The sequence below is a fragment of the Sutterella wadsworthensis 2_1_59BFAA genome, from assembly GCF_000297775.1.
Classification (GTDB): domain Bacteria; phylum Pseudomonadota; class Gammaproteobacteria; order Burkholderiales; family Burkholderiaceae_F; genus Sutterella; species Sutterella wadsworthensis_A.
On record NZ_JH815519.1, the window covers coordinates 115,762 to 140,836 of the forward strand.

A 25,075-nucleotide genomic window follows, 5' to 3' on the forward strand; every position below is an offset into this window, starting at 1 on the left:
CTTTACGGAGGGCGGGGCCGCTTATTTAGATGAACCGAATGAGGCTGAGCGTCAGACCTGGCCGCCGAGCGCCCTGACGTAGACGAGCAGCACGCCCTCCCAGACCTGGCGGGGTGCGAGCGGATGCTCGGCCGAACGGCGCATTTCGGCGACGGCGGCATTGAGCGAGAGAAGGTTCTTCATCGTCGCATCGGCGGCGATCTTCTCGAGCACGTCCTTCTCGCGGATGAAGAAGTGCGGCTCGGCGCCCGACTTCACGCGCAGCAGGTCGTAGCACCAGCGGGAGAGATAAAGCGCAACTGCGGGAATGCCCATCGAGGCCGAGTAGCCGCGCACGATGCTGTCGGGCGTGAGGCTGCGGCCGCGGGCGAGCAGGTCCCTGAGCGTGGCGGAGGCCTTCGCGTCGAGCGTGAGGCCCGTGATGTCCTTCACGGCGTTGAGGGGCGCGCCGCCCGCCATGGCGAGCGCGACCTCGGGATCGCCCTTGAGGCGCTTCTGGGTCGAGAGCCATGCAAGCGCGTCCTCCTTCGACGGAACGCCCACGCGCAGCAGGCGCGACCTCGAGCGGATCGTCGGGAGCACGGCGTCGATGTCGTCGGCCGCAAGAATGAAGACGCACCCCTCGGGCGGCTCCTCCATCGACTTGAGCAGCGAGGCGGCGGCCTCGGCGCGCACCATGTCGGCGGGATAGACGAGCACGCAGCGGCGTCCTCCGCGGCTCGGCGCCATCGTGAGGAAGTCCGTGAGGGCGCGGAACTGATGAATGCGGATTTCGCGCGAAAGCTTCTTCGAGGACGAGGAGGTTTCGGGCGGGGTGTACGGCAGGTCGAGCGCGTTTGCGAGGAATTCGCTCACGACGATGCGGCAGTCGGGATGGCCGTTGGCGTGCATCATGCGGCAGCCAGGGCACTTGCCGCAGGGCGACCCGTCGGCCTTCGGGCTTTCGCAAAGAAGGCGCTCGGCGAACCAGCGGGCGAGCTCGAACGTGCCCACGCCGGGCATGCCGTGGATGAGGATCGCGTTGGGAAGCCTTTCGCGCATCGCGTCAAGGCGTGCGGCGGCCTCCTCGAGCCAGGGGTACTGCGTCAGAGCCATTTGGCGAACTCCTTCTCAAGCTGCGCGGCGATCGTCTCGGGCGCCTCCTCGGCATTGACCCTGACGAAGCGCTTCGGATCACGGGCGGCGCGGTCCAGATAGGCGTTGCGCACGCGGGCGAAGAAGTCCGCGCTCTCGCGTTCGAACCTGTCGCCTTCGCCCGCACGGATCGTGCGGCGGCGCGCAGCCACCTCGGGCGCCAGATCAAAGAGCACCGTCACGTCGGGCGCAAAGCCCGCGAGCGTCCAGGCCTCGAGCGCCTCGACGTCCTCGCCCTTCATGCCCTTGCCGCCCGTCTGATAGGCGTAGGTGGCGTCGGTGAAGCGGTCGGAGAGAACCCAGGCGCCGCGCTCAAGCGCAGGCTTGATCACCTTCTCGGCATGCTCGCAGCGGGCGGCGAAGAAGAGCAGCGTCTCCGTGCGCGGCGTCATCTCGTCCGTAAGGAGCAGGCCGCGGATCTTCTCCCCGAGCGGCGTGCCGCCGGGTTCTCGCGTGCGCACGACCTCATGCCCCGCGGCCCTGATGAGGCGCTCGAGCCCGTCGATCTGCGTGGTCTTGCCCGCCCCGTCAATGCCTTCAAAGGAAATAAAGCGTCCTGTCGCCATCTGTGAAACTCCGAATTGAAACTCTCGGGGCCGCGCTCGGACGACCCGCTACGGCATTGTAGCGGATTGGCCCGCGCCGCCACGAAGACGCACATTCAAACAAACGCTCACGACTCGGCGGGCTCCACAGGCCATGAACCGGCATCCGCCCGCGCTAAAATGTGCCGCACTTCATCCTTCGGAGGCACAAGCCGCCCGAAGGTCCCGAACACTCAACCCAGGACTTCCCGTCGTGACGCAAGAAGAGAAGAAGAACACCGAAGCCGCCGCACCCGAAGCGCAGGAGCCCGCAGAGCAGAACGCAGGCACGATGGCGGCGACCGCCCTGCCCCGGAATCAGAATGAGGCTCAGGATAAGGCTCAGCCCGAAGCGAAGGCTGAAGGCGCGCCCGACGAAAAACCGGAAGAAAAGGCGGGCGAAAAGCCGGCTGAAAAGCCCCGTCGCCGCCGTCGTTCGCTCACGCTCGTCGCGGGCGGCATGCTCGTCGTGCTCTGCGCGGCCATGGGGCTTCGCTGGGAGGCCGACCAGCGCGTCTTCGAGCGTGCGGTCGAGTCCGCCACGCCCGACACCGCCGTGCGCATCACGGTCGAGACGGGCGACTCCGCGCGCCGCGTAATGGAGCGCCTGCGGGAGGCGGGCCTTCAGGTGAAGGACTTCGACATGCGTCTGGCCGCACGCCTCGTGAAGGACCACAAGCTCTCGAGCATCCACACGGGCACTTATGAGTTCAAGCCCGACCTCACGCCCGCAGGCATTCTCGAAACGCTCGCCAGGGGACCGATCGTCGACCAGTCGCTCAGGATTCCCGACGGCGCGCCCGTCTGGGAGGTACTCGCCATCTTCAGGAACGCGACCGCGCTCAAGCAGACGGCCGCCTCGATGCCCGAGGCCGAGCTGCGCCGTGCGCTCGGCATCGACGCGGGCTCGCTCGAGGGATGGTTTGCGCCCGACACCTACCACTACACGTCGGGGAGCGCCGACCTTGCCGTCATGAAGCAGGCCGTCGCCAAGCAGAAGGCCCTTCTGGCCAAGGCCTGGGAGTCCCGCTCCGAGGCCGCTAAGGTGAAGACGCCCTATGAGGCGCTCACGCTCGCCTCCATCATCGAGAAGGAGACGGGCCTTGCCACTGATCGCCACCTCGTGAGCTCGGTCTTCAACAACCGCCTGAGCATCGGCATGCCGCTGCAGACCGACCCGACCGTCATCTACGGCCTCGGCGAGAAGTTCAGCGGCAACATCACCCGCAAGGATCTGCAGACGCCGACCCCTTACAATACGTACGTCATTCCGGCGCTTCCGCCCACGCCGATCGCCGCGCCCACCTGGGCGTCGATCGAGGCTGCGGTCAATCCCGCCGACACCAGGTTCCTCTACTTCGTCTCGAAGGGCGACGGCTCGAGCCATTTCTCGCAGAGCCTCGCCGAACACAACCGCGCCGTCAGGCAGTTCATCCTGAACCGCCCGAAGACGCAGAAGAAGGCCAAGCCCAAGGAACCGCAACCTACGAAGGAAACAGCACGGTCAATAACCCCTGTCTGAAGACAGAGGCTTGAAAGAGTCTTTATTGACTAGCCTCAGCGCCCCTCTTTCGAGAGGCGCTACGTTGGTTGGGAATGTACAGGCACCGTGGGATGTACATCCTAGTTCCACGCTCTGCGGCCTGTGATTAAAAGCTCCGAGAGGTAGGAGCGGTGTTGCAGGCACCAAACCCCTTCCAACATTGGCGAAGGATGTCAACCGGCCTTCGGGCCGTGTAAGCGGAGCCTGCGGGTATCCGCAAAGGAGATGCTTTGAAAGTATTTGTTTTGAACATGCGCGGCCGGCCCTTGATGCCGTGCTCGCCTGCAAAGGCAAGGCATCTGCTCAAGGCAGGCAAGGCCGTGGTGAGGCGACGAACGCCGTTCACGATTCAACTTCGAATCGCCACCGGTGAAACGAAGCAGAGCGTGATACTGGGCGTTGACGCCGGCGCAAAGCATGTCGGCCTTTCCGCTGCGACGGAAAAGGAAGAGGTCTTTGCGTCCGAAGTCGAACTTCGACAGGACATCACGGGGCTTCTGGCTGCCCGGTTCTCGCTGCGTCGTGAGCGCCGCCAGCGCAAGACGCGCTACCGTGCGCCGCGCTTTTTGAACCGTGTACGCTCGAAACACAATGGATGGCTTCCCCCTTCCGTTGAAAACCGCATTCAGGCGCACCTGTCGCGCATTGATGCGATCTGCGGACTGCTGCCTGTCACCAAGATCGTGATCGAGACGGCGTCCTTCGACATTCAGAAGATCAAGCATCCGGATGTCGAGGGCACGGACTATCAGCAGGGCGATCAGCTCGGCTTTTGGAACGTGCGTGAATACGTTCTCTTTAGAGACGGTCACGTTTGCCAACACTGTCACGGTCATGCGAAGGACAAGATCCTCAACGTACACCACCTCGAAAGCCGCCAAACCGGCGGCGATGCGCCCAACAACCTGATTACGCTCTGCGAGACCTGCCACAAGGCCTGTCACGCAGGGAAGATCAAGTTGAAGGTCAAGCGCGGCCAATCGTTCAGGGAGGAAGCCTTCATGGGCATCATGCGTTGGACATTGCTCGATCGCGTGCGCAAGGCGCATCCCGGCTTGCCTGTTGAGAACACCTACGGCTATCTGACGAAGAACACGCGCATCACCCTGGGACTCCCCAAAGCGCATTGCGTCGATGCCTACTGCATTGCGGGAAACCTCAAGGCCGTACGAAGAGGCGTCTATCTCCATCAGCGACAGGTTCGCAAGCACAACCGTCAGATTCACAAGTGTACGGTGCTCTCGAAGACGCTTAAGGACGGCACGAAGATCGGATACCGAAAGCTCAATCAAACACCGCATCTGGTCAAGAACTTCAGGCTCTTCGACAAGGTGAGATGTCTTGGGCAAACCGGCTTCATCTTCGGGCGAAGATCGTCCGGCTACTTCGATGTCCGGAGGCTGGACGGCGTAAAAATTTCTTCCTGCATCAACTACAGGAAGCTCACGCTTCTCGAAAAGAGAAGCACCTGTTTAACCGAACTTAGAAAGGAGGACGGCGCTTCCTCCCCTGTCTGAAGACAGAGGTTTCCGCGCCGAATTTCTATGAACTGCAACGCCAATGCCTGCACGACCGCCGACGCCGGCGACGACGCAGGCCGATTTGCCCTCACGACGACCGCCCCCTGCTGCCGCGTCACCGAATACGGTCTGATGCGCGTCTCTGGCAAGGACGCCGTCACGTTCCTGCACGGCCAGTTTACGAACGCCGTCACGGGCCTCGCCGACGAAGTCCGCAATGCGGGCTACTGCACCCCGAAGGGCCGCCTTCTCGCCACGTTCCGCGTCTGGATGGACGGCGACGACGTCATGATGCTCGTCCCGAAGGCTGTTGCGCCCGCCTTCTTCAAGCGCCTGCGCATGTACGTGCTCCGCGCCGACGTGACCTTCACGTGCACGGGCGGCGACGTCGTCATGACGGGCGTTCCCGCCGGCGCCGAGGCCTTCCTCGAAGCTGCGGGCCTGCCCGTCCCGGCGCCCAGCCGCGTCGTTCGCCACGACGGCCTCGTCATCGTCGACGCCGAACCTGCCTCCAAAGTCGAGGGCTTCTGCGCAGGAGGCCGCCGTGCGCTCATCATTGCCCCGAAGGACGACGCCCGCTTTGCCGACGCCTCGACGGACTCCGCCCTCTGGTGGGCCTCCGAAATCGCCGCAGGCAAGACCACCGTCTGGCCGGGCTCACGCGAACTCTTCGTGCCGCAGGCCGTCAACTACGAACTTTCGGGCGGCGTCGTCTTCAACAAGGGCTGCTACCCCGGACAGGAAGTCGTCTCCCGCGTCCAGCACATCGGCGAGACGAGCCGCCGCGCCGCCTTCGGCCTCGTGGCCGGCACCGAGGCCCCGCTCCCCGGCGCTTCCGTATACTGCGACGGCGCCGAAGCCGGCTTCGTGACGCAGGCCGTCGCGGGCGAAATCTCGACCCTCGTCGCCTTCTCGTCCCTGCGCTCCGCCCTCACGGGCCGCCTCACGCTCACGCCCGAAGGCGCGCCGATCTCGATCCTGCCGCTGCCCTACAAGATCCCGTCCGCAGCCTGATCGCACTGATCCGCATTCGACCGGCGGCCGTCATCCCTCTGTGGTGACGGCCGCCTTTTCCTTCATGAGCCTCACCCTTTCTCCTGCGCAACAGACAGAACATGTTATGTCGGCTTATACGGAAGGCAAAATGGCAAATTCAACCGAGCCATCTTCCGGCTCCCTGCAGGGCGGCCGTGCCGTCCCGTGAGAGGGCTTCCTTTGGATGCGTCCGCGCAACATTCCGGCACCTGCGCCTGAGGGAAAACATGGTTTTGAGCGTTTTTCCAAATTTCCTCTGCTAGACTCAGACAGACAAGGCGGACACAGCGTTCCGCCCGCATGATTCACTTATTCCCAAGCCCATGCAGAAGACCCTCACGTTCACCATCACGCTCGACGAGATCGAGGCGGGGAAGGCGGCCGAAGTGCTCGCAGGGGCCGGACTGACACCCGAGGGCGTGATCCGCCAGCTTCTCGAGCGCACTGCACGCGAAGGTGTCGTGCCGCTGCGCAAGGGGCGTGCCCGTCCGAAGAGGACGGACGGTGGGGACGCAGGCGCGCACTTCGTGCAGGGCGACCTCTTCGCCCGTCCCGATCCCGCAGAGCCCTTCTACTCGTTCAATCCCCCTGCGGCCAAGCCCGAGACGCTTCTGCCCTCGCTCGTCACGCTGCGCGCCCTGCAGGACGCGCAGGCCAAGTTGCGCTGGCGTGAACGCGAGCGCGAAAGCGCCGACGGCTCGATGCTTCAGAGCGGCCCCGACGCGCCGCTCGAGCTTCTCGAAACCAAGCAGTTCCGGTTCGACAAGTCCCTCATCGTGGGCGACCCGAGGCGTTCCGCCATCATCGCCGCCCTTGAGGCGCTCTTCACCGAGCTCACGAACAGGCGCGTACCCGAGGGGCTGCGACCCGTCGGAAACGGCGACAGCCTCTATGCGGTCCTCGACGTAGAGAGCGCTCCGCTCGGCCTCATCCTCCAGATCGGCGGCGCCGAGATCTGCCTCGTGCGCTACGGTACGCCCGAAAGTCTTCTCGAGAATCCGCACGTGCTCGAACATTGATCCCGTCGTCCGCAAACAGAACGCCCAAGCAAAAGGCGCCGACTCCTCATTCGGGAGACGGCACCTTTTTGTTCCTTCAGAAGCTGCAGCCTCAGTCCTCGACCGTGACAGTCGTGCCCTCGTGACAGACGGTGAGCACTCTGGCGGCGAAGTCGGGCCAGGTCTCGCGGACCTTCGCGACGAAGGCTTCGGCGACGGCCTCGGACTTCGTGGCAGCGATCATGGTCGAGCCCGAGCCGCTGATGAAGAAGGTGGCGGCGCCCGCCTCGAGCGCCATGGCGCGCATGGCGTTGTACTCGGCGATGAGCGTGCGGCGGTAGGGCTCGTGCAGGACGTCCGCGCAGGCGGCGCCCACCAGCGCCTCGTCGCCCGTCTCAAGGCCCCTCACCATCGCGATGGCGTGGGACATCGTGTGAACGGCGGCCGAGAGGTCGATGTCGCGCCTGACGATCCTGCGGGCCTCCTCGGTACGGACCTCGTAGTTCGGGATCACGGCCACGAAGCGCCAGGCGGGATCGGGCGAGAACGGAACGGCGACGGCCCTGCCCTCGTGCATGAAGCTCGCCGTCAGGCCGCCGAGGAAGGCCGGCGCGGCGTTGTCGGGATGGCCCTCGAAGGCCGTGCAGAGTTGGAAGAGGTCGTCGGTCGTGAACGGATTGCCGAGCATCGCGTTGGCGGCGGCCATGCCGCCCGCAATACAGGTGCTCGAAGATCCGAGACCGCGAGCGACGGGCACCTCGGAGTCGATCACGAGATGCACGGCGGGCACGGGACGGCCCGCCTTCTCGCAGACCATGCGGAAGCCCTGCATGACGAGGTTGTCGGCATTTCGGTAGGCCTCGGGACAGCCCTCGATCACGAGCTCGTCGGAGGGCTCGAACGTGAACTTCGCCTGCAGCGAGAGGGCCATGCCGAGCGAATCGTAGCCGGGACCGAGGTTCGAGGTCGAGGCGGGAACGCGGACGGTGACTTTCATGTGCGGCCTCCCCTGTCAGAATGCGCGCGCGACGGTCGCGCGGATGAAGTCGGCCATGCCCTCGGGACGCACGACGTCCTTGTGGAGCACGGGCATCGAGCGCAGCCCTGCAAGAGGCGCGGGGGCGTTTTCACTCGTGAGCCCGGAAAGCGCGTCCATGTATGCGAAGCCGTCGGGATCGCCTTCAAGCGGCCTGCCAGTGAGCGCGATGTAGACGTCGCGGCAGAACTTGAAGGGGCTCGCCGTCGAGAGCACCACGCACGGCACCGACCTGTCGGCGCGCTCGCGGGCGACCTTGAGGGCCACGGCGGTGTGCGGGTCGACGAGGCGGCCGTCCTTGCGCCAGGCCTCGCGGATCATCGCGGAGGTTTCGGCGTCGTCGGCCCAGCCGCACTTGAAGAGCGAGCGGATGCGCTCGAGCATCTCGCCCTCGACCCTGAAGACGCCCTCGTTCCTGAGGTTCTCCATGAGGCGGGCGATGAGCGCCGTGTCGCCCTCGGATGCGTAGTAGAGCATGCGCTCGAGGTTGCTCGAGATCAGGATGTCCATGCTCGGCGTGATCGTCTTCACGAACGGACGGTTGCGGTCGTAGACGCCCGTCGTCAGGAAGTCCGTGAGCACGTTGTTGGCGTTGCTCGCCACGATGAAGTGGCGCACGGGCAGGCCCATGCGGTACGCATAGTAGCCCGCGAGCACGTCGCCGAAATTGCCCGTCGGGACGCAGAAGTCGACCTTGGCGCCCTGTTCGACCTCGTTGGCCTCGACGAGCTGGCGGTAGGCGTCGAAGTAGTAGACGACCTGGGGCACGAGGCGGCCGATGTTGATCGAGTTGGCCGAGGAGAGTTCCACGCCTTCGTCGGCGAGCTCCTGCCTGAGGTCCGAGGCGAAGATCTTCTTGACGGTGCTCTGCACGTCGTCGAAGTTGCCCTCGACGGCGGCGACCGCGACGTTGCGACCCTCCTGGGTCGCCATCTGCAGGTACTGGATGTCGCTCACCTTGCCATGCGGATAGAAGACCGTGATGCCGATGCCGGGCACGTTCATGAAGCCCGAAAGGGCGGCCTTGCCCGTGTCGCCCGAGGTCGCCGTCGCGATCATGACGCGGCGGCCCGTGTCCTTGAGCGCGGCGCTCATGAGCTGCGGCAGCATGCACAGGGCGACGTCCTTGAAGGCGGACGTGGGACCGTGATGCAGCTCGAGCAGGAATTCGTCGCCCACGCGGGTCACGGGCGTCACGGCGACGCTCGCGAAGTTGTCGGCATAGGCGCGCTCGATGCCCTCGGCGAGCTCGGTCTTCGTGAAGTCGGAGAGCAGGACCGAGAAGACGCGCAGCGCCGTCTCGCGGTACGTGAGGCCCTTGAGCATGTCGGGCGTCAGGACGCAGGTGAGGAGCTCGTCGCTCACATAGAGGCCACCGTCGTCGCACAGGCCCTTGAGCAGGGCTTCGCGGGCATTCACGCCGTTTTCAAGGCTTCTCGTGCTGTGGTAGATCATGGAGGAACTTCTCCGAAATTTGGGAACAATCGGTTCATTGTGGCACAAAGCCTGCAAAAAAACCGCGTTTCACCTCAAGGCTAAAGCCTTCTAGGGCATTTCACCTAAGACATGCGCCCGAAGACGTTGGCAGAATAATCCGATATGATGCATAAGTGGTGTTTTCCGCTCAGGCTTCAATCCTGAAGCGTGAGCGAATCGCCCTTCACGAAAACGGAGCCCCAATTGAACATCGGACTGCTTGGATACGGAACCGTCGGCCGCACCGTGGCCGAACTTCTGGACGAGCGTGACTGCGGGATCAGGATCAGGCACATTCTGCGGCGACCCGGCCACGCGGACGGCCCCCTGATGACCGACTCGTTCGAGGCCGTGCTGAACGACCCCGAGGTCACATGCATCGTCGAGGCCCTCCCGGGCCGCGACCCCGCCCTCTCCTACATCCGCGCCGCGCTTGCGGCCGGCAAGCACGTCGTCACATCCAACAAGGCCGCCGTGGCCGCCGATCTCAAGGGACTCGCCGAGCTTGCCCGCGCCAACAACGTCTCGCTTCTCTTCGAAGCGAGCTGTGGAGGCGGCATGCACTGGGTCGAGATGATCAAGAAGACCGCCCGCTTCAACGAGGTCTCCGACGTCTCGGGCATCCTCAACGGCACCTGCAACTACATGCTCGACCACATGGAGAGGAGCGGCCTCTCCTTCGAGGAGGCGCTCGCACGCGCCCAGGCCCTCGGCTACGCCGAAGCCGACCCGACGGCCGACATCACGGGCGCCGACGTCCGCAACAAGGCGATCATCTCCGCCTCGCTTGCCTACCGCACCCCCGTCGTGAGCGATATTCCGACGGCGGGCATCGTGGGCGTGACGAGAGGCATCATCGCCGCGGCCCGCGAGCGTGGCCGCAGCCTCCGCCTCATGATGCTCAGCGAAAGGCGCGGCGATCGCTACGCCGTCGGCATCGTGCCGGTGCTTCTTTCCCAGGACGAAATCGCCGCACACGTTCACGACAACCTGAATTACGGCCGCATCACCGGCGACGTGGTGGGCGCCCTCTCGATCGTCGGGCAGGGCGCGGGCGGCAGGCCCACGGCCGACGCCATGATTCAGGACCTGATTTCCCTCGGACGCGGAGAGACCGGCAGGCCGGTTCTCGACCGCCCCCTGACGTACGACCCCGCCCTGCTCTGCGGCACAGGCCACTTCCCGGACGAAGTCCTTCCGGGACGCCCCCTCGCCGAGCTCATCGAGATCGCGCGTCAAAAGCAGTCCTTCCTTGCCTTTGAACCTCAGGCCACGGAGTAATCCAACATGATCAAAATCACCAAATTCGGCGGCTCGAGCGTCGCCGACGCCGAACAATTCAAGAAAGTCAAGGCCATCATCGAGGCCGATCCGTCCCGACGATTCGTCGTCTCCTCGGCCTCCGGCAAGCGCTTCAAGGGTGACAACAAGATCACCGACCTGCTCTATCTCTGCCAGGCCCACGTGACCTATCACGTCGACTATCTGCCGCTCTTCAACATGATCGCCGACCGCTTCCGCAGCATTCGCGACGAGCTCGGCCTGAAGGTCGACATCGAGACCGATCTCGCGAAGATGCGCGACAGCCTTCCCGAAATGTCCGTCGACGAAATCGTCAGCCGCGGCGAGTACTTCACCTCCCGCCTGATGGCAGACTACCTCGGGTTCCCCTTTGTCGACGCCACCGACGTTGTCTGCATCAACTTCGACGGCACCTTCAACTTCAACGAAACCACCGAACGCCTCAAGGAAATCCTCAAGAAGCACGACCGCTTCGTGATGCCCGGCTTCTACGGCCGGCTTCCCGACGGCCACGTCCGCGTCATGAGCCGCGGCGGCTCCGACATCTCGGGCTCCATCCTCGCCCGCTGCATCCAGGCCGACCTCTATGAGAATTGGACCGACGTCTCCGGCTTCCTGATGGCCGACCCGCGCATCGTCGAAAATCCCCGCAACATCGAACAGATCACCTTCTCCGAGCTGCGCGAGCTCTCCTACATGGGCGCGAGCGTGCTTCACGAAGACGCCGTCTTCCCACTGCGCGAGAGGAACATTCCGATTCAGGTCCTCAACACCAACCGCCCGCAGGATCTGGGCACGATCGTGCGCGACAAGATCCCCGCCGACCCGACGGCTCCGCTCGTCACCGGCATTGCAGGCAAGAAGGACTTCGTCTCCATCGAAATCTCGAAGAAGAACATGTCCAACCGCGTTGGCTTCGTGCGCGAGGTGCTCTCCATCCTTGAGTCCTACAACGTCTCGGTCGAGCATCTGCCTTCCGGCATCGACAGCTTCTCCGTCGTGGTCGCCAAGGCCGACGTGAAGCAGAACGTCTACGAGATCATCGCCCGCATCCAGGAGGCAATGAAGCCCGACTCCATCCGCCTCACCGAACCCTTCGCGCTGATCGCGACGGTGGGCCGCAACATGAACTCCCGCCCCGGCACCTCGGGCCGTCTCTTCGCCGCCCTCGGCAAGGCCGGCATCAACGTCCGCATGATCGCCCAGGGAAGCGCCGAGCTCAACATCATCGTCGGCGTCGAAAACAAGGACTTCAACCGCGCCGTCGCCGCCCTTTACGAAACCTTTGCCGCTGAAGCCAAAGAAGTCAGGGCCCAGCAGGCTCAGAACGCTTGACAGGAGACAATCATCATGGCCAGCTACAAAGTCGGCATTCTCGGCGCCACGGGCGCCGTCGGCGAACAGATGCGAATCGTCCTCGCCGAACGCAAGTTCCCCATCTCCGAACTCCGCCTCTTCGGCTCCGCCCGCTCCGCAGGCAAGGTGATCAACTACGAGGGCCAGGACATCGTCGTTCAGGAAGCCAGCCTCGAGGCCTTCAAGGGCCTTGACCTCCTGCTCGGCGCCGCCGACAATCCCGTCGCCAAACAGTTCCTGCCCGAAGCCGCGAAGATGGGCATCCACGTCGTGGACAACTCCAGCGCCTTCCGCCTTGATCCCGATGTTCCGCTCGTCATCCCCGAAGTGAACCCCGAGGACGTGAAGCTCTCCAAGGGCCTCATCGCAAACCCGAACTGCGCGACCATCATCGGCCTCACCGCCGTCAACTCGCTTCACCGCCACGCCCGCATCCGCCGCATGGTCGTCTCGACCTATCAGGCCGTCTCCGGCGCAGGCAAGGCCGGCATCGACGCCCTTGAGGCCGAAGTCAAGGCCGCCAACGGCCAGCGCGCCGAAGGCTCCTGCTTCCCCTATCCGATCGCCTACAACCTGATCCCGCAGATCGGCGGCTTCAACGAAATGGGCTACTCCTCGGAAGAGATGAAGATGCAGAACGAAGGCCGCAAGATGCTCCACGACGAGACCATCCGCTTCGCCTGCACCTGCGTGCGCGTGCCCATCATCCGCTCCCACTCCGAGGCCATCACCCTTGAGTTCGAGAACGACATCACGCCCGACAAGGCCCGCGAGCTCCTCGCCGAAGCTCCCGGCGTCGTCCTCTGCGACGATCCGAACAACGGCCAGTACCCGATGCCGCTCCTTACGAGCGACCAAGACCTCGTCTACGTCGGCCGCGTGCGCCGCGACCTTTCCGCCGACGCCGCGTCCTTCAACCGCTCGCTCACGCTCTTCTGCTGCGCCGACCAGGTCCGCAAGGGCGCCGCGACGAACGCCGTTCAGATCGCCGAGCTCATCTTCGGCCTGAAGTGACCCGCACCTGAGACCTGCTGAGTCCACGGCCCGTCTTCCACTGCGAAGGCGGGCCGCTTCATTTTCACGCATGCGAAACGGCGCCCCTCCGGACAGGAAGGACGCCGCGGCTTGATCCTAAAAGCAAAAGTTGCATGACACGCAAGAAGCTTTCCTCACCCCTCAGAAAACGAGGCGCATCATGCGGTGCGGGATTCCTGCCTCGTCGAACTCGTCGCCGAAGGGCTCGAAGCCGAGGCGCTCATAGAACGGCATGGCCTGCACCTGTGCGGCGAGGTGCACGTCCTTCATGCCGCGCGCCTTCGCGCGCTCGAGGACAGTCTTCATCACGGCCTCGCCGATGCCGCGGCCGCGGAAGGGACGGAGTACCGCGACGCGGCCGATGCGACCGTTGTCGAGCAGCCTTGCGCAGCCCGTGACCATGTGCCTTGCGTCGAACGAAATGAAGTGCTCGGCCGTCTTGTCGTCCTCGTCGAACTCCAGCTCGCGGGGCACCTTCTGCTCCGCGATGAAGACCATGGCGCGCACGCGCTCGGCCTCGTGCTGATAGGTCTTCCAGTCGCCGTGGACGATATTGGGTGCGGTCTGCATGAGTTGTCTCCTCGAATAATCGTGACTGCTCCCCGTCCGATTTGCCAACAAATCGGGCGAGGCTTCCTGCTTCTTCAACACCGCCTGGACGATCGTTCGGGTCTTACATGTCTCCACAGGCTTCGGCTCGTGACGTTACGAGCGCAAGACGGTCAGCCCAGCCGCCTTCAACATTCTTATGCCTTCCTGCTTGATGTTCAGGGAGGCGTTTAAGTCGCGGTCATGTTGTGCGCCGCAATGCGGACACGTCCACCTGCGGGTTGCAAGGCTCAATTCCTTGAGCTTGTGACCGCAGGCGGAACATGTCTTCGAAGACGGAAAGAAGGTGCCGATCTTTGCAAAGATTCTGCCTTCATGCTTCGCCTTGTATTCGCACTGGCGCATGAATTCAGCCCATCCTGCATCGGCAATCGCCTTTGCGAGATGGTGATTCTTCATCATGCCTTGAATTTTCAAAGTCTCGAAAATCAGCGCTTGGTTATCGTTCACCAATCGTCGAGATGTCTTGTGAAGGAAGTCGCTGCGGCGGCGCTTCACCTTGCGGTGCAGTCGCGCCAGACGCTTGCGGGCCTTTTCACGATTCTTGCTACCTTTCTGCTTTCTTGAGAAGGCGCGTTGCGCCTTCTTAAGCTTCTTTTCGGCTCTCTTGAGAGCTTTGGGAGACTTGATCTTTTCACCGTCGGAGCATGTGCCGAAGGTCTCAATGCCGACGTCGACGCCTACCGTCTTGGTCTGGCGAACGCATGTCGCAGGTACGGCTTCGGTGAGGCCGTCCTCGTAGAGAACGGAAGCCCAGTAGTCGCCGCAGGCATCCATCGAGAGCGTGATGCTCTTGACCTTGCCTTCGATCTTCCGATGCATGACGGCCTTGATCTTCTTCATCTTCGGCACCTTGACGAAGTCGTCGCCTGCCGAAACGCCGGTGCAATGGTAGCTGGACTGTTCGCCGCGTCGGGACTTGAAGCGCGGATATCCGGCTTCCTTCTTGAAGAAGCGCCCATAGGCTTTGTTCAGATTGCGAACTGATTCCTGCAATGCCATGCAGTCGTATTCCGCCAGCCAGGCGTACTTCTTCGACTTCTTCGCAATGGCGATGAGCTTCTTGAGGTCGTGAATCGGGTGAAGATTGACGCCCTTCACCTTGTAGAAATGCGTCTTGAGATACAGCGCCTTGTTGTAGCAGAACCGCACGGCACCGAAAAGACCGGCCAGATATTTCTTCTGGTCGGGCGTCGGATAGAGTCGAATGCGGATGGCGCGGATCATTCGTGACAGAGGAAGGAACGGTATGGAAATTTGATTATATGAGGCTTCCTCTTTTAACGTATGCCTCGCATTTCGCCGTCTTTTCCGCCATTCCTCCACGCCTCACCGAGGCGAGGGTTCCTGGCGGATTTAGCTGAACAATCCGACATTTTATGCCTGCGAGGGGCGTTCAGAAACGACAGCGCCCCGCTGCTCGCGTCGGAGCGGCGGGGCGCCTGATGCCGTCTGGCCCGGCAGGGAGCTACTGCTTGGAGAAGTCCTTGCCCGCTTCCCTGGCCTTCGCAAGGTCGGCGGCGAGCACGAAGGTCATCTTCGAGGGATCCGCAATGCGGCGGATCGCGGCGTTGACGTCCTTGACCGTGAGCTTCTCGATGGCGACTTCCATGTCCTTCGAGAAGGACCAGTCGCGGCCGGATTCCATGAAGTTGATCCAGCTGCCCGCGAGCGTGCCGTCCTGGGCGCGGTTCACCGCACGGTACTCGATCAGGCCGCGCTTGGCTTCGGCGAGCTCCTGCTCGGTGATGCCGTCCTTGACGGCGCGGGCGAGCTCGTCGCGCAGGCTGGCCTCAGCCTGCCTGACGTTCTGCGGAGCGACGATCGCACCGACGGACCAATGGCCGCGGTTGCCGAAGCGCGGGAGCGTGATGCCGCTGCCGGCGCCGTAGGAGAGGCCCTCCTTCTGGCGCAGACGGGTCACGATGCGGTTCGAGAGACCCGTGGAGCCGCCGAGGATCCAGTCGGCCGTGACGAGGGCCGCGGCATCGGCGTCGGCCACATTGGCCGGCAGGTCGACGCGGGCCATCAGCGTGCCGTTTTCCTTTTCAGGCGTGTCGATGACGATGCGGGCCGATGCAACGGGCTTGAACTCGTGCACGGGACGCTCGTAGACGACGGTGGAGAGCTTGCGGCCGACGACGGCGCGGCGCAGGTCGCCCGCAACCGCTTCGGGATCGAAGTCGCCGACGACGGCGATGTAGCCGCGACCCGTGCCGAAGACGTTGCGCCAGTAGTTGCGCACGTCGTCAAGCGTGAGGGCCTCGACCTCGGCGATGAGCTCGGCGCTCGTCTCCGTGCGGCGGGCGTCGCCCTTCGGATAGGTGTTGAAGTGCTCCGTGAGGGCGTCGCGGGCCTTAGTGCCCGGATCGTCCGACTTGGCGCGCAGGCCGACGAGGGTCTGGCGCTTCAGGGTCTCGAATTCCTTTTCAGGGAAGGCGGCGTCCGTGAGGATGCTGCCCGCAAGGCCCACGGCGGCCGAGAGATGCTCGCGGTCGGTCGTGAACGCAAAGGGCGAACCCTCCATGCGCAGCTGCGTGAAGGCGTCGTCGATCTCGTCGCGCGTCATCGTGGACGTGCCGCGCGAGAGCATGGCGGTCGAGAGCATCGAGACGGCGGCGTTGGCGCCCGTCTTCAAGTTGCCGTTGAGGAACCTCATCTGCACGACGACGGTCTCGCCGAGCGTCTTCTTCGGCAGCAGCGCCATCTTCACGCCGCCCGCCTCGACGAACTGCGTGCGGGCGTTGATGTTGTCCTGATCGACGTCGAAGGCTTCGGCCGTGCGGCCTTCCTGACGGAACTTGAAGCCCTTGAGGTACTCGTCGACGGAGGGCGCGGCCGTGATGTCGGCGCGCTTGAGCTCGTCCGTCGGGATGTAGCTGCCGACGACGCGGTTGTCACGCACGAAGTAGCGGGCGGCGGCCTTGTCGACCTCGGCGGTCTTCACCTGCGCGATCGCATCGCGGTCGGCGAAAAACACGCGCCAGTCGCCGAGTGCGATGTAGTCGGAAAGGCCCACGGCGAATGCTTCGGGATCGCTGATCTGGCGCTCGAACATCGTGGCCTGCTCGGCCTTCTGGCGTTCAAGCTCCTGATCGGTCACGGGCGTCCTGGCAAAGGAGTTTTCGATCACGTCGACCATCTTCGCGCGGACCGGACCGAGGTCCTCGCCCTTCTTGACCTGAGCGCCGAAGACCACGAAGCCGGGCTGGGCGCCCGGAATCGTCCAGCCGAAGACCTGCGTGGCAAGGCCCGTCTCGACGAGCTCCTTGTAGAGGCGCCCCGTCGGGGCGTCGGAAAGGATCGACGTGGCCATGGCCGCAGGCTCCCAGTCGGGATGCAGGGCGGCGGGCAGGCGGTAGCCGATCATGAGCATCTGCGTCTCGCCGGGACGGCGGACCGTGAACTCGCGCTCGCCGTCGGCGGCGGGCTCGACCGTCCACTCCTTAGGAAGCACGCGCTCGGGCTTGGCGATCGGGCCGAAGAGCTCGGCGATCCAGCCAAGCACCTCGTCCGTGTCGAACCTGCCCGAAACCGTCAGCACGGCGTTGTCGGGCTGGTAGTAGCGGCGGTAGAAGGCCTGGAGGTTCTCGATCTCGACGTTCTCGATGTCGCTTCGGGCGCCGATCGTGCTGCGGCCGTAGCTGTGCCAGTCGAAGAGCACGGACTGCATGCGCTTGAGGAGCACGCTCGTCGGACGGTTCTCGCCCATTTCATACTCGTTGCGCACGACGGTCATCTCGGTGTCGAGGTCCTTGCGGGCGATGAACGAGTTGATCATGGCGTCGGCCTGCCAGCCGAGCGCCCACTTCATGTTGTCGTCCGAGGCCGTGAAGGAGACGTGGTAGTTCGTGCGGTCGAGCCACGTCGAGCCGTTCATGCGGAAGCCGCGCTTCGTGAACTCGGCGGTCGGATTTGGATAGTTTTTCGACCCCTTGAACATCAGGTGTTCGAGAAGGTGGGCCATGCCGGTCTCGCCGTAGTTCTCGTGACGCGAGCCCACGAGATAGGTCATGTTGACCGTGGCGGTCGGCTTGCTCATGTCGGGATAGAGCACGACGCGCAGGCCGTTCGGGAGCCTGTACTCGGTCATGCCCTCGACGGTCACGACGGAAACGGGTTTGGTTGCGTTCGTCAAATCATTCTCCTTGGCTGCCGCGCCTCCTGCGGCGCCCATCATCACGACGGCGGAAAGCAGCACTATTTTTCTTGCAAATTGCATAACGAAAGTCCGTTGTTCATATCGTGTTGCGGGAGCGCGTCACAAACCGTCCCCTGACGGCCGGGAGCCCCCGACTGCACAACGATACCTGTCCCAGGTGACGAAAACGTTTCGAAGCACCTGAACAATGTTCGAAATGTTACCAAGCCTTCGGCCCCAGGGCCTCCCCCTGAAACATCAACTGCCAATTTCGCTAAAATTTCAGGATCCCGCTCCACACGAACCTCCTTACGATGAAACTTCTCTTCGACCTCTTCCCCGTCATCCTCTTCTTCGCGGCCTTCAAGATCGCCGAGGACCAGCCCGACGCCGCCATCGCGCTTGCCGAGCGCTTTATGGGCGAGGGCCTCACCGCCATGACCGCTCCGGTCTTCATCGCCACCGTCGTCGCCATCGCCGCCACCTTCCTGCAGGTGGGTTGGCTCATGCTGCGCGGCCGCAAGGTCGAGCCGATGCTCTGGATCAGCCTCGCCGTCATCGTCGTCTTCGGCAGCCTCACGCTCTATCTTCGCAACGAGATGTTCATCAAGTGGAAGCCCACGATCCTCTACTGGATCTTCGGCGGCATCCTCGTCTACGGCAACATCGCGGGCCGAAACTTCATCCGCATGCTTCTCTCCAAGGCCGAGATCGAAATGCCCGGCCACGCCTGGGGGACGCTCCAGAACATGTGGATCGGCTTCTTCGCGGCCATGGGCGTCGTCAACCTCCTCGTCGCCTACCTCTGTTCGACCGACACCTGGGTCAACTTCAAGCTCTTCGGCCTGATGGGCCTGACACTAGTCTTTACAATTGGCATCGGCGTGTTCATGACCAAACACGCCGTCACTAGGCAGAATTGACCTGCATGACGCCCGAACCCCTTATAATTTCGGGTGCAATGACTAACAACCTGATAGCGGCGTACGGTGCTGGGAAGCGCCGAACACCTGCGGCAGTTAAGGAAGAAAGAAATGGAAAAGAAACTTTTGGTTCTCGGCATGGCTGCCATGATGGCCGCCGGCGCGGCCAACGCTGAACTTCAGGCCTTCAAGGTCAACGGTGAAACCGTCAGCGTTGCCCAGCAGAAGGCACTCTACGACAGCGCCGTCGCTCAGGGCCAGCCCGCAGGCGCCGAACTTGAGCGCCAGGTGAAGAACGTCCTCACGCAGCAGACCGTCCTGCTTCAGGAAGCCAAGAAGGCCAAGCTTGACCGCAACTCCGACGTCAAGCAGGCCATCGAAGCCGCCCGCAACCAGGTCCTCATCAACGCCGTCCTGCGCGACTGGGCCAAGAAAAACCCGGTCAAGGACGAAGACGTCCGCAAGGCCTACGAGGCTGAAAAGGCCGCCTACGGCCCGACCGAATACCAGGTCCGCCACATCCTCGTCAAGACCGAAGACCAGGCCAAGAACATCATCAGCCGCCTCAACAAGGGCGCCGACTTCGACAAGCTCGCCAAGGAATTCTCCGAAGACCGCGGCAACAAGGATCGCGGCGGCCAGCTCGGCTGGGTCGTTCCCCGCTCCTTCGTTCCGACCTTCGGCAACGCCTTCGCCGGCATGAAGGAAGGCACGGTCAGCAAGGAACCCGTGCGCACGCAGTTCGGCTTCCACGTCGTGAAGCTTGACGCCAAGCGTCCGGCCCAGCTCTTCCCGACCTTCGAGGCTCAGAAGCCCGCGCTCGTCAACGCGCTCACGAACCAGCGCGTCAACCAGCACTTCGGCGAACTCGTCAAGAACGCCAAGGTCCAGTAACGGATCCTTCGTCCCCGACGAATCGACACGAACCCAAGGGGGAGGCCCGCATCGCGGACCTCCCCCTTCTGCATTGAGCGAAAACGCGCCTTTCCACCCGCGGCCCGGCTCCGTATACTGTCAGCAAAACCACTTTTTTCAAGGTTCCCTCATGCAGAACTTCGAGTATTACAATCCGACCCGACTCATCTTCGGCCGCGGCGAAATCGCCTCCCTCACCCGCCACATCCCCGAGGGCGTGCGCGTCCTCGTCACCTTCGGCGGCGGCTCCGTGAAGCGCAACGGCGTCTACGACCAAGTCAAGGCCGCGCTCGCCGGCATCGACCACGTCGAATTCTGGGGCATCGAGGCCAACCCCAAGGTCGAAACCCTCAGGAAGTGCATCGAATTCGGCCGCGAACAGAAGGCGGGCTTCATCCTCGCCGTGGGCGGCGGCTCCGTGCTCGACGGCTCCAAGCTCGTTGCCTGCGCCCTCACCGAGGGCGAAACGCGCGACGCCTGGGACATCGTCCTCTCCCGCCGTCCCGCCCGCTGCATTCCCTACGCGAGCGTCATGACGCTCCCGGCCACGGGCTCCGAAATGAACGCCAACAGCGTCATCTCCCGCCTTGAGACGAAGGAGAAGCTTGCCTTCGTCGCGCCTGAAAATCCGTGCTTCTCGATTCTCGACCCCGAGTGCTGCCGCTCGCTCGGCGCCGCCCAGGTCGCCGCGTCCCTCGCCGACATCACCGCGCACGTGCTCGAGCAGTACATGACCGAACCCGGCCAGTCCCGTCCGATGGACCGCTGGGCCGAAGGGCTCCTTCTCACGCTCGTCGACATCGCGCCCGCGCTGCGTACGCCCGAACCCGACTACGACGTGCTCGCCGACTACATGCTCACGGCTACGCTCGGCCTCAACGACATGATCTGCATGGGCGTGAATCAGGACTGGGCCACCCACGCCATCGGCCACGAAATCACCGCCCTCACGGGCATGGCCCACGGCGCCACGCTCGCCATCGTCTTCCCCGCTCTCCTTCGCGTCCTCATCGACACGAAGGAAGCCAAGCTCGTGCAGATGGGCGAACGCGTCTTCGACGTGCATTACGGCACCGACCGCGAGCGCGCCCTCGAAACCATCGTGAGGCTCGAGGCCTTCTTCGCCTCCCTCGGTCTGCCGACCCGCCTTGACGAGGCAGGCGTCGGTGAAGACGTCGAACGCGAGATCGTCCGCCGCTTCGAGGAACGCAACTGGAAGCTCGGCGAGCACAAGAACATCACGCCCGCCCAGATCGCCGCGATCCTCGCCTCGGCCCGCCCCGCAAAGGCCTGAGGCTGAAGATCCTCTGCAAGCCCGCCCCCGCGGACAGCTGCGTGGAGAACAGCCAAAAGGAGAAGGGCGCCTGCAGCGTTTTCGCGCTGCGGGCGCCCTTTTCTTCTTTTGTTGTGCCGCCCGCGAGGGACGGACGGCACGGCTCTCAATCGGCCTTACTGTTTTTTGGCGACTTCCTGGCCGGCGATGTGGCCGAAGACCAGAAGGTCGGTCAGGGCGTTGCGGCCGAGGCGATTGCCGCCGTGGATGCCGCCCGTGTCTCACATGCGGCGTAGAGGCCCGGGATCACGTTGCCGTTCTTGTCGAGGATCTGGGTCTTCTCGTTGATGCGAAGACCGCCCATCGTGTGGTGGATGGTCGTCGTGATCGGCACGGCGTAGAACGGCGCCTTCACGACCGGATTGCCGATGAGGATCTTCGGCACGGGGAGAGACTTCGTATTCTGGGACACGGAGGCCTCGTTGTAGGCCTTCATGGTCTTCTCGAAGTTCTTCCAGTCGATGCCGGCCTGGCGGGCAAGGTCTTCAAGCGTGTCGGCCTTGAAGGCATAGCCGTGGGCGATGGCGGACTCGATCTTCTTCTCCTCGATCGTGCGTTGGTCGTAGATCGAGAAGGCAACCTGACCGGTCTGCTTCAGGATGCCGTAGGAGATCTCGTCGCGGCGACCCGTTTCGTCGACGAAGCGCAAGCCGTCGCAGTTAACGTACGGCGTGTCGGACGGACGGGCGGCGATGGTGGACTCAAGCTCGCCGTTCTTCGGGTTGCCGTGCGGATGGATCTGGATCCACTCCATGCCCGTGAGGCCGGCGCCTGCGGCGACGGCTTCCTCAAGCACTTCGCCGGTGGTAGCCGGAGAGTTTGAGGTCACGGTGACGGAGATGTCGTTGTACTTCTTGACCATCTGCAGGTTGGCGCCGTAGCCGCCTGCGGCGAGGACCACGCTGCGGCCGGAGAAGACGCGCTCGACGCCCTTGCGGTCGAGGGCCTTCACGCCCGTGACGCGGCCGGAGGCGTCACGCTCGACGCTCACGACCTTCATGTTCTTGTAGATCGGGTTGCCTGCGGCCTCGACCTTGGCGGCGAGCGGACGGATGTAGGCGTCGTACGTGGAGATCGGCGTCTTGCCGTCGGCCTGACACGGCCACTGCCCGCGCGGATAAAGGCCGCCAATGCCGACATCGACCCAGCTGCGCGGCACGTGGAACCACGTCATGTCGGACTGGACGTCAAGCCACTTCATGGCGGCCGTGGCGTTGCGGGTCATCGTGAGAACGAGCTTGGCGTCGTTCTTGCAGTTGCCGCCGACGATCGTCTGAAGCGCAAAGAGCTCGGGAGAGTCGAAGATGTACTTCTTGCCGCTCTGCGAGCTGCTTGAGAACCGTCTTCTGAAGCTCGGCTTCGGGTTCGTGTACTTGGCGATGATGTCGCGCACGGCCTGCGTCATCGGCAGAAGCTTTTCGGGTTCGGGGTCCATGGCGGACATGTTGCCTTCGGAGCGGGCGGTGTTGCCGCCGAGCATGACCATCTTCTCAAGGACGATCACGGTCGCGCCGTTGTCGACGGCCGTCGCGGCGGCAACCATGCCGGCGCCGCCCGCACCGACGACGAGCCGCCCATGAGGGCAGTCTGCCTGCAGGTCCCCGTCAGGCGGGACGGGCGGTCTGTTCCGCCTGAACGTCCTGCGGCTCCTCGTCGATGGTGAAGACCTCGTCTAGGGGCTTCGCGAGCATTTCGGCGGACATGAAGCCGCGGTACCAGTCAAAGAGCATCCCTTCATCTCGGGACGACGAGGCGCGCTTGGGACTAGTGAGATGGTTGGTGCCGTCGACGAGAAGCGCCGTGCAGGCGTCCCTGAGGCTCTTGGCGGACGGATCGCACAGAAGCGCCCAGTCGCTGTGACTCTTGGGCTTCTCGCTCATGATCTCGACGCAGTAACCCTTTTCGGCGAGCCTGAGCAGAATGCGGCGGGCGGCCTGCGGGTAGCTGTCGACCTCGTCGGCGAGCGTCGTGATGCCCACCGAGGTCTCGCCCTCGCGGCGATGGCGCCAGAGCGTCTTCAGGAGCGCGACGCCCGTAAGGAAGTCATTGCCGCGCTTGTAGCTGTCGGCGAAGCGCCCCGAAGTGAGAAGCGGGATCGTCGCCGTGATGGCTGCGCCGCCGAAGACGATGAGCCAGGAGACGTAGAACCAGAGCAGGAGCACGGGGAAGGCCACGAACGCGCCGTAGATCGACGTGAGCGTGCCCGCCGAGACGTAGTGCCCGAAGGCCTCGCGCACGGCGAGTCCCGCGAAGGAAGCGGAGACGCCGCCCACGGCCGCGTGCGAAAGCTGCACGTGGCAGTTGGGCACGAACTTGTAGAGGAAGGTGTAGGAGGCGACCTGGATCGCAAACTGCAGAACGGCCATGCCCCACTCGACCGACGTCGCGTCAACGCCCTCCGAGGCGGAGCGGATCGCCTGCGTCGAGACGGTGAGCGAGAAGGCGATCACCAGGGGCCCGAGCGTGATGAGCGCCCAGTAGAGCAGCGCCCTCTGTCCCCAGGGGCGCATGCGGCGCACCTGATAGATGCGGTTGACCGTCACGAAGAACTTGTCAATCAGGAGAAGCGCCGTCACGGCCAGACCCGCCAGACCGAAGATGCCGAGTCCCGAGGCGTGGTCCGTGAAGTTGCGCAGATACGTGACGATCGTCTCCGTGTACTGCTGCGGCAGCACGCCCGAGATGATCGCCTCCTCAAGCGCGTGGCGCGAGTCCGCGAAGCTCGGGAAGAGCGCAAAGGCCGACATCGCGACCGCGATGAGCGGAACGAGCGAAAGGAGCGTCGTGAGCGTCATCGAGGACGCCACCTCCTGAAGCTGAGTCTCGCGCATGCGGTCCATCGCAAAGCGGATGATCGTGCGCACGGCCTCGATGCCGTGCTGCCGCCGAGCCCGCTTCACAAGCTCCGCACTCCTCGTTCCGGCCTCTCCCTCTGCATGGCCCTCGGAGGCCGTCTTCTCTTCCGACATCGTCTGCATGCTATCTCTTCTTCTCCATGACGCCCGTCGTTGATGTCACGAGCTCTTGCGCTCATTGTACAGGCCGCCAACTCCCGCAGGCCCGCGCGGCCTCCGCGACACAAAAGAGCGGCAGTCGACGCGATCCTTCGCCCGAATGGTCGACAAATGATTTTCTCCTGCAACACATGGGCTTTGCCCGCACCATTCTCAGAAAACCCCAGGCTCTTCGCATCACGGGTCTTGAATTGCCGACAATTTGTAAACTTTGCTCGACAAGTCGCTAAAACTTGTGTATAGTTCACCCCTATCGACGGACCGACTCTAAGCGGTTCGTCGTCTTTTCGGTCAGACGCGGCTCCTGTCAGGGGCGCCTGCGTCAGCGGCAGTAAGGCGCCGCTCCGAAAAAGGGGGAACGAAAAGGCCGGTTTTCGACGAAACCGGCCTTTTTCATTTTGTACGCCGCGGACATGAAAAACGCCGCGGACCGCGGCGTTTTTTTTTGATTTCCGGATTCGCTTCCGGGTTCGTCTCGGGAGTCGTTCTCAGAGTGCGTCGGACGCGGGAGCCGTGAGAGCCTTGCGGGCGGCCATGAGGTAGACGTACATCGAATAGATGGTGAGCACGGCGGCGACGATGATGAGGACGCGGCCGAGGAAGGCGATGTTGAGCTCGCCGCTCAGGAGGCTCGTGCTAACGACGACGGGATCCCACCAGAGGAGCATCGGGATGGCGGTCATCTGGGCAATGGTCTTGATCTTGCCGAACCAGTTGACCTTGACGGCGCCCGAGGCGCCGACCTTGGCCATCCACTCGCGCAGGGCGGAGACCGTGATCTCGCGGCCGATGATGACGAGGGCGACGAGCATGTCGCATCGGTCGAGGCCCACGAGGGCGACGAGCGCGGCGCTCACGAGGAGCTTGTCGGCGACGGGATCGAGGAAGGCGCCCATGGGCGTGGCCCAGCCCTGATAGCGGCGGGCGAGGAAGCCGTCAAGCGCGTCGGTGATGGCGGCGATGACGAACATCAGCATGGCGGTCGCGTTCTTCGTCCCCATCGTCATCCACGTTTCGGGAAGATAGAAGATGCCGATGACGAGCGGAATCATCGCGATGCGCATCCAGGTGAGGAGCATCGGGACGTTGAGCTTGAATGGGGGCTTGAGTTTGGGCATGTG

General features: G+C 63.7%; 20 protein-coding genes. 10 read left to right on the forward strand and 10 right to left on the reverse strand.

Annotation, left to right across the window (positions count from 1 at the left end):
* Window positions 1–51: 51 nt before the first annotated feature.
* Both HMPREF9465_RS09690 and tmk read right to left on the reverse strand, forming a co-directional pair.
* Window positions 52–1,095: a DNA polymerase III subunit delta gene (locus HMPREF9465_RS09690; RefSeq protein WP_005436442.1), complete on the reverse strand. Its 1,044-nt coding sequence runs from the start codon at window positions 1,093–1,095 to the stop codon at window positions 52–54.
* A complete protein-coding gene (gene tmk, locus HMPREF9465_RS09695; RefSeq protein WP_005436444.1) occupies window positions 1,086–1,700 on the reverse strand; it encodes a dTMP kinase in 615 nt (204 codons plus the stop codon). The genes HMPREF9465_RS09690 and tmk overlap by 10 nt, the downstream gene beginning before the upstream one ends.
* Window positions 1,701–1,932: 232 nt before the next feature.
* Here tmk and mltG point away from each other — a divergent pair, with 232 nt between their 5' ends.
* The 4 genes from mltG (at window position 1,933) to HMPREF9465_RS09715 (ending at window position 6,835) form a co-directional block, all read left to right on the forward strand.
* On the forward strand, window positions 1,933–3,240 hold the full coding sequence (gene mltG, locus HMPREF9465_RS09700) for an endolytic transglycosylase MltG (RefSeq protein WP_005436450.1): 1,308 nt from the start codon (window positions 1,933–1,935) through the stop codon (window positions 3,238–3,240).
* Window positions 3,241–3,491: 251 nt separating this feature from the next.
* Window positions 3,492–4,778 carry an RNA-guided endonuclease IscB gene (gene iscB / locus HMPREF9465_RS09705; RefSeq protein WP_231289383.1) on the forward strand — a complete coding sequence of 429 codons (1,287 nt, stop codon included), beginning with the start codon at window positions 3,492–3,494 and terminating at the stop codon, window positions 4,776–4,778.
* A 27-nt stretch (window positions 4,779–4,805) separates the two neighbouring features.
* Entirely contained in the window at window positions 4,806–5,795 is a 990-nt protein-coding gene (locus tag HMPREF9465_RS09710; RefSeq protein WP_005436453.1) for a YgfZ/GcvT domain-containing protein, read from the forward strand.
* A gap of 344 nt (window positions 5,796–6,139) precedes the next feature.
* The gene (locus HMPREF9465_RS09715; RefSeq protein WP_005436455.1) at window positions 6,140–6,835 is read left to right on the forward strand and encodes a hypothetical protein; all 696 of its coding nucleotides are present in this window, start codon (window positions 6,140–6,142) and stop codon (window positions 6,833–6,835) included.
* A gap of 91 nt (window positions 6,836–6,926) precedes the next feature.
* Here the strand turns inward: HMPREF9465_RS09715 and thrB are convergent, their stop codons facing one another.
* Together thrB and thrC are read right to left on the reverse strand one after the other, a co-directional pair.
* Entirely contained in the window at window positions 6,927–7,811 is an 885-nt protein-coding gene (gene thrB, locus HMPREF9465_RS09720) for a homoserine kinase (protein ID WP_005436457.1), read from the reverse strand.
* A gap of 15 nt (window positions 7,812–7,826) precedes the next feature.
* Window positions 7,827–9,305: a threonine synthase gene (gene thrC / locus HMPREF9465_RS09725; RefSeq protein ID WP_005436459.1), complete on the reverse strand. Its 1,479-nt coding sequence runs from the start codon at window positions 9,303–9,305 to the stop codon at window positions 7,827–7,829.
* A gap of 225 nt (window positions 9,306–9,530) precedes the next feature.
* Here thrC and HMPREF9465_RS09730 point away from each other — a divergent pair, with 225 nt between their 5' ends.
* From HMPREF9465_RS09730 to HMPREF9465_RS09740, 3 genes are read left to right on the forward strand one after another with little or no spacing between them, the layout of a single operon-like run.
* On the forward strand, window positions 9,531–10,607 hold the full coding sequence (locus tag HMPREF9465_RS09730; protein WP_005436460.1) for a homoserine dehydrogenase: 1,077 nt from the start codon (window positions 9,531–9,533) through the stop codon (window positions 10,605–10,607).
* Window positions 10,608–10,613: 6 nt separating this feature from the next.
* Window positions 10,614–11,963 (forward strand): aspartate kinase, encoded by a 1,350-nt coding sequence (locus HMPREF9465_RS09735; protein ID WP_005436462.1) that lies wholly within the window; start codon window positions 10,614–10,616, stop codon window positions 11,961–11,963.
* A gap of 15 nt (window positions 11,964–11,978) precedes the next feature.
* The gene (locus tag HMPREF9465_RS09740; RefSeq protein ID WP_005436469.1) at window positions 11,979–12,998 is read left to right on the forward strand and encodes an aspartate-semialdehyde dehydrogenase; all 1,020 of its coding nucleotides are present in this window, start codon (window positions 11,979–11,981) and stop codon (window positions 12,996–12,998) included.
* Between the two features lie 162 nt (window positions 12,999–13,160).
* On the opposite strand, the gene HMPREF9465_RS09745 is transcribed toward HMPREF9465_RS09740, so the two are convergent.
* The 3 genes from HMPREF9465_RS09745 to HMPREF9465_RS09755 all read right to left on the reverse strand — a co-directional run bounded on the left by HMPREF9465_RS09745 (window position 13,161) and on the right by HMPREF9465_RS09755 (window position 17,850).
* Window positions 13,161–13,589, reverse strand: coding sequence for a GNAT family N-acetyltransferase (locus HMPREF9465_RS09745; RefSeq protein WP_005436479.1), 429 nt, complete (start codon window positions 13,587–13,589; stop codon window positions 13,161–13,163).
* Between the two features lie 135 nt (window positions 13,590–13,724).
* Complete coding sequence (locus tag HMPREF9465_RS09750) at window positions 13,725–14,855, reverse strand: RNA-guided endonuclease InsQ/TnpB family protein (RefSeq protein ID WP_005436481.1); 1,131 nt, start codon at window positions 14,853–14,855, stop codon at window positions 13,725–13,727.
* A gap of 241 nt (window positions 14,856–15,096) precedes the next feature.
* Window positions 15,097–17,850, reverse strand: coding sequence for a M16 family metallopeptidase (locus HMPREF9465_RS09755; RefSeq protein ID WP_005436483.1), 2,754 nt, complete (start codon window positions 17,848–17,850; stop codon window positions 15,097–15,099).
* A 233-nt stretch (window positions 17,851–18,083) separates the two neighbouring features.
* On the opposite strand from HMPREF9465_RS09755, the gene HMPREF9465_RS09760 reads away from it, so the two are divergent.
* The 3 genes from HMPREF9465_RS09760 to HMPREF9465_RS09770 all read left to right on the forward strand — a co-directional run bounded on the left by HMPREF9465_RS09760 (window position 18,084) and on the right by HMPREF9465_RS09770 (window position 20,901).
* The gene (locus HMPREF9465_RS09760) at window positions 18,084–18,692 is read left to right on the forward strand and encodes a septation protein A (protein ID WP_005436485.1); all 609 of its coding nucleotides are present in this window, start codon (window positions 18,084–18,086) and stop codon (window positions 18,690–18,692) included.
* A 111-nt stretch (window positions 18,693–18,803) separates the two neighbouring features.
* Entirely contained in the window at window positions 18,804–19,586 is a 783-nt protein-coding gene (locus HMPREF9465_RS09765) for a peptidylprolyl isomerase (RefSeq protein ID WP_005436487.1), read from the forward strand.
* A 151-nt stretch (window positions 19,587–19,737) separates the two neighbouring features.
* Window positions 19,738–20,901, forward strand: coding sequence for an iron-containing alcohol dehydrogenase (locus tag HMPREF9465_RS09770; RefSeq protein WP_005436488.1), 1,164 nt, complete (start codon window positions 19,738–19,740; stop codon window positions 20,899–20,901).
* A gap of 211 nt (window positions 20,902–21,112) precedes the next feature.
* Here HMPREF9465_RS09770 and HMPREF9465_RS09775 read toward each other — a convergent pair whose 3' ends face one another.
* The 3 genes from HMPREF9465_RS09775 to pgsA all read right to left on the reverse strand — a co-directional run bounded on the left by HMPREF9465_RS09775 (window position 21,113) and on the right by pgsA (window position 25,072).
* A complete protein-coding gene (locus HMPREF9465_RS09775) occupies window positions 21,113–22,537 on the reverse strand; it encodes an FAD-dependent oxidoreductase (protein ID WP_419723248.1) in 1,425 nt (474 codons plus the stop codon).
* Window positions 22,538–22,544: 7 nt separating this feature from the next.
* The gene (locus HMPREF9465_RS09780) at window positions 22,545–23,918 is read right to left on the reverse strand and encodes a YihY/virulence factor BrkB family protein (protein ID WP_005436491.1); all 1,374 of its coding nucleotides are present in this window, start codon (window positions 23,916–23,918) and stop codon (window positions 22,545–22,547) included.
* 524 nt (window positions 23,919–24,442) lie between these two features.
* The gene (gene pgsA / locus HMPREF9465_RS09785) at window positions 24,443–25,072 is read right to left on the reverse strand and encodes a CDP-diacylglycerol--glycerol-3-phosphate 3-phosphatidyltransferase (protein WP_005436493.1); all 630 of its coding nucleotides are present in this window, start codon (window positions 25,070–25,072) and stop codon (window positions 24,443–24,445) included.
* Window positions 25,073–25,075 lie beyond the last annotated feature (3 nt).

What these genes read in the sequence shown, in the direction of transcription:
- HMPREF9465_RS09750 (WP_005436481.1), bottom strand. Translation starts at nt 14,855, where the DNA reads ATGATCCGCGCCATCCGCATTCGACTCTATCCGACGCCCGACCAGAAG.
- HMPREF9465_RS09710 (WP_005436453.1), top strand. Translation starts at nt 4,806, where the DNA reads ATGAACTGCAACGCCAATGCCTGCACGACCGCCGACGCCGGCGACGAC.
- HMPREF9465_RS09765 (WP_005436487.1), top strand. Translation starts at nt 18,804, where the DNA reads ATGGAAAAGAAACTTTTGGTTCTCGGCATGGCTGCCATGATGGCCGCC.
- HMPREF9465_RS09740 (WP_005436469.1), top strand. Translation starts at nt 11,979, where the DNA reads ATGGCCAGCTACAAAGTCGGCATTCTCGGCGCCACGGGCGCCGTCGGC.
- HMPREF9465_RS09780 (WP_005436491.1), bottom strand. Translation starts at nt 23,918, where the DNA reads ATGCAGACGATGTCGGAAGAGAAGACGGCCTCCGAGGGCCATGCAGAG.
- HMPREF9465_RS09770 (WP_005436488.1), top strand. Translation starts at nt 19,738, where the DNA reads ATGCAGAACTTCGAGTATTACAATCCGACCCGACTCATCTTCGGCCGC.
- HMPREF9465_RS09690 (WP_005436442.1), bottom strand. Translation starts at nt 1,095, where the DNA reads ATGGCTCTGACGCAGTACCCCTGGCTCGAGGAGGCCGCCGCACGCCTT.
- HMPREF9465_RS09715 (WP_005436455.1), top strand. Translation starts at nt 6,140, where the DNA reads ATGCAGAAGACCCTCACGTTCACCATCACGCTCGACGAGATCGAGGCG.
- thrC (WP_005436459.1), bottom strand. Translation starts at nt 9,305, where the DNA reads ATGATCTACCACAGCACGAGAAGCCTTGAAAACGGCGTGAATGCCCGC.
- HMPREF9465_RS09760 (WP_005436485.1), top strand. Translation starts at nt 18,084, where the DNA reads ATGAAACTTCTCTTCGACCTCTTCCCCGTCATCCTCTTCTTCGCGGCC.
- tmk (WP_005436444.1), bottom strand. Translation starts at nt 1,700, where the DNA reads ATGGCGACAGGACGCTTTATTTCCTTTGAAGGCATTGACGGGGCGGGC.
- HMPREF9465_RS09735 (WP_005436462.1), top strand. Translation starts at nt 10,614, where the DNA reads ATGATCAAAATCACCAAATTCGGCGGCTCGAGCGTCGCCGACGCCGAA.
- thrB (WP_005436457.1), bottom strand. Translation starts at nt 7,811, where the DNA reads ATGAAAGTCACCGTCCGCGTTCCCGCCTCGACCTCGAACCTCGGTCCC.
- HMPREF9465_RS09755 (WP_005436483.1), bottom strand. Translation starts at nt 17,850, where the DNA reads ATGCAATTTGCAAGAAAAATAGTGCTGCTTTCCGCCGTCGTGATGATG.
- HMPREF9465_RS09745 (WP_005436479.1), bottom strand. Translation starts at nt 13,589, where the DNA reads ATGCAGACCGCACCCAATATCGTCCACGGCGACTGGAAGACCTATCAG.
- pgsA (WP_005436493.1), bottom strand. Translation starts at nt 25,072, where the DNA reads ATGCCCAAACTCAAGCCCCCATTCAAGCTCAACGTCCCGATGCTCCTC.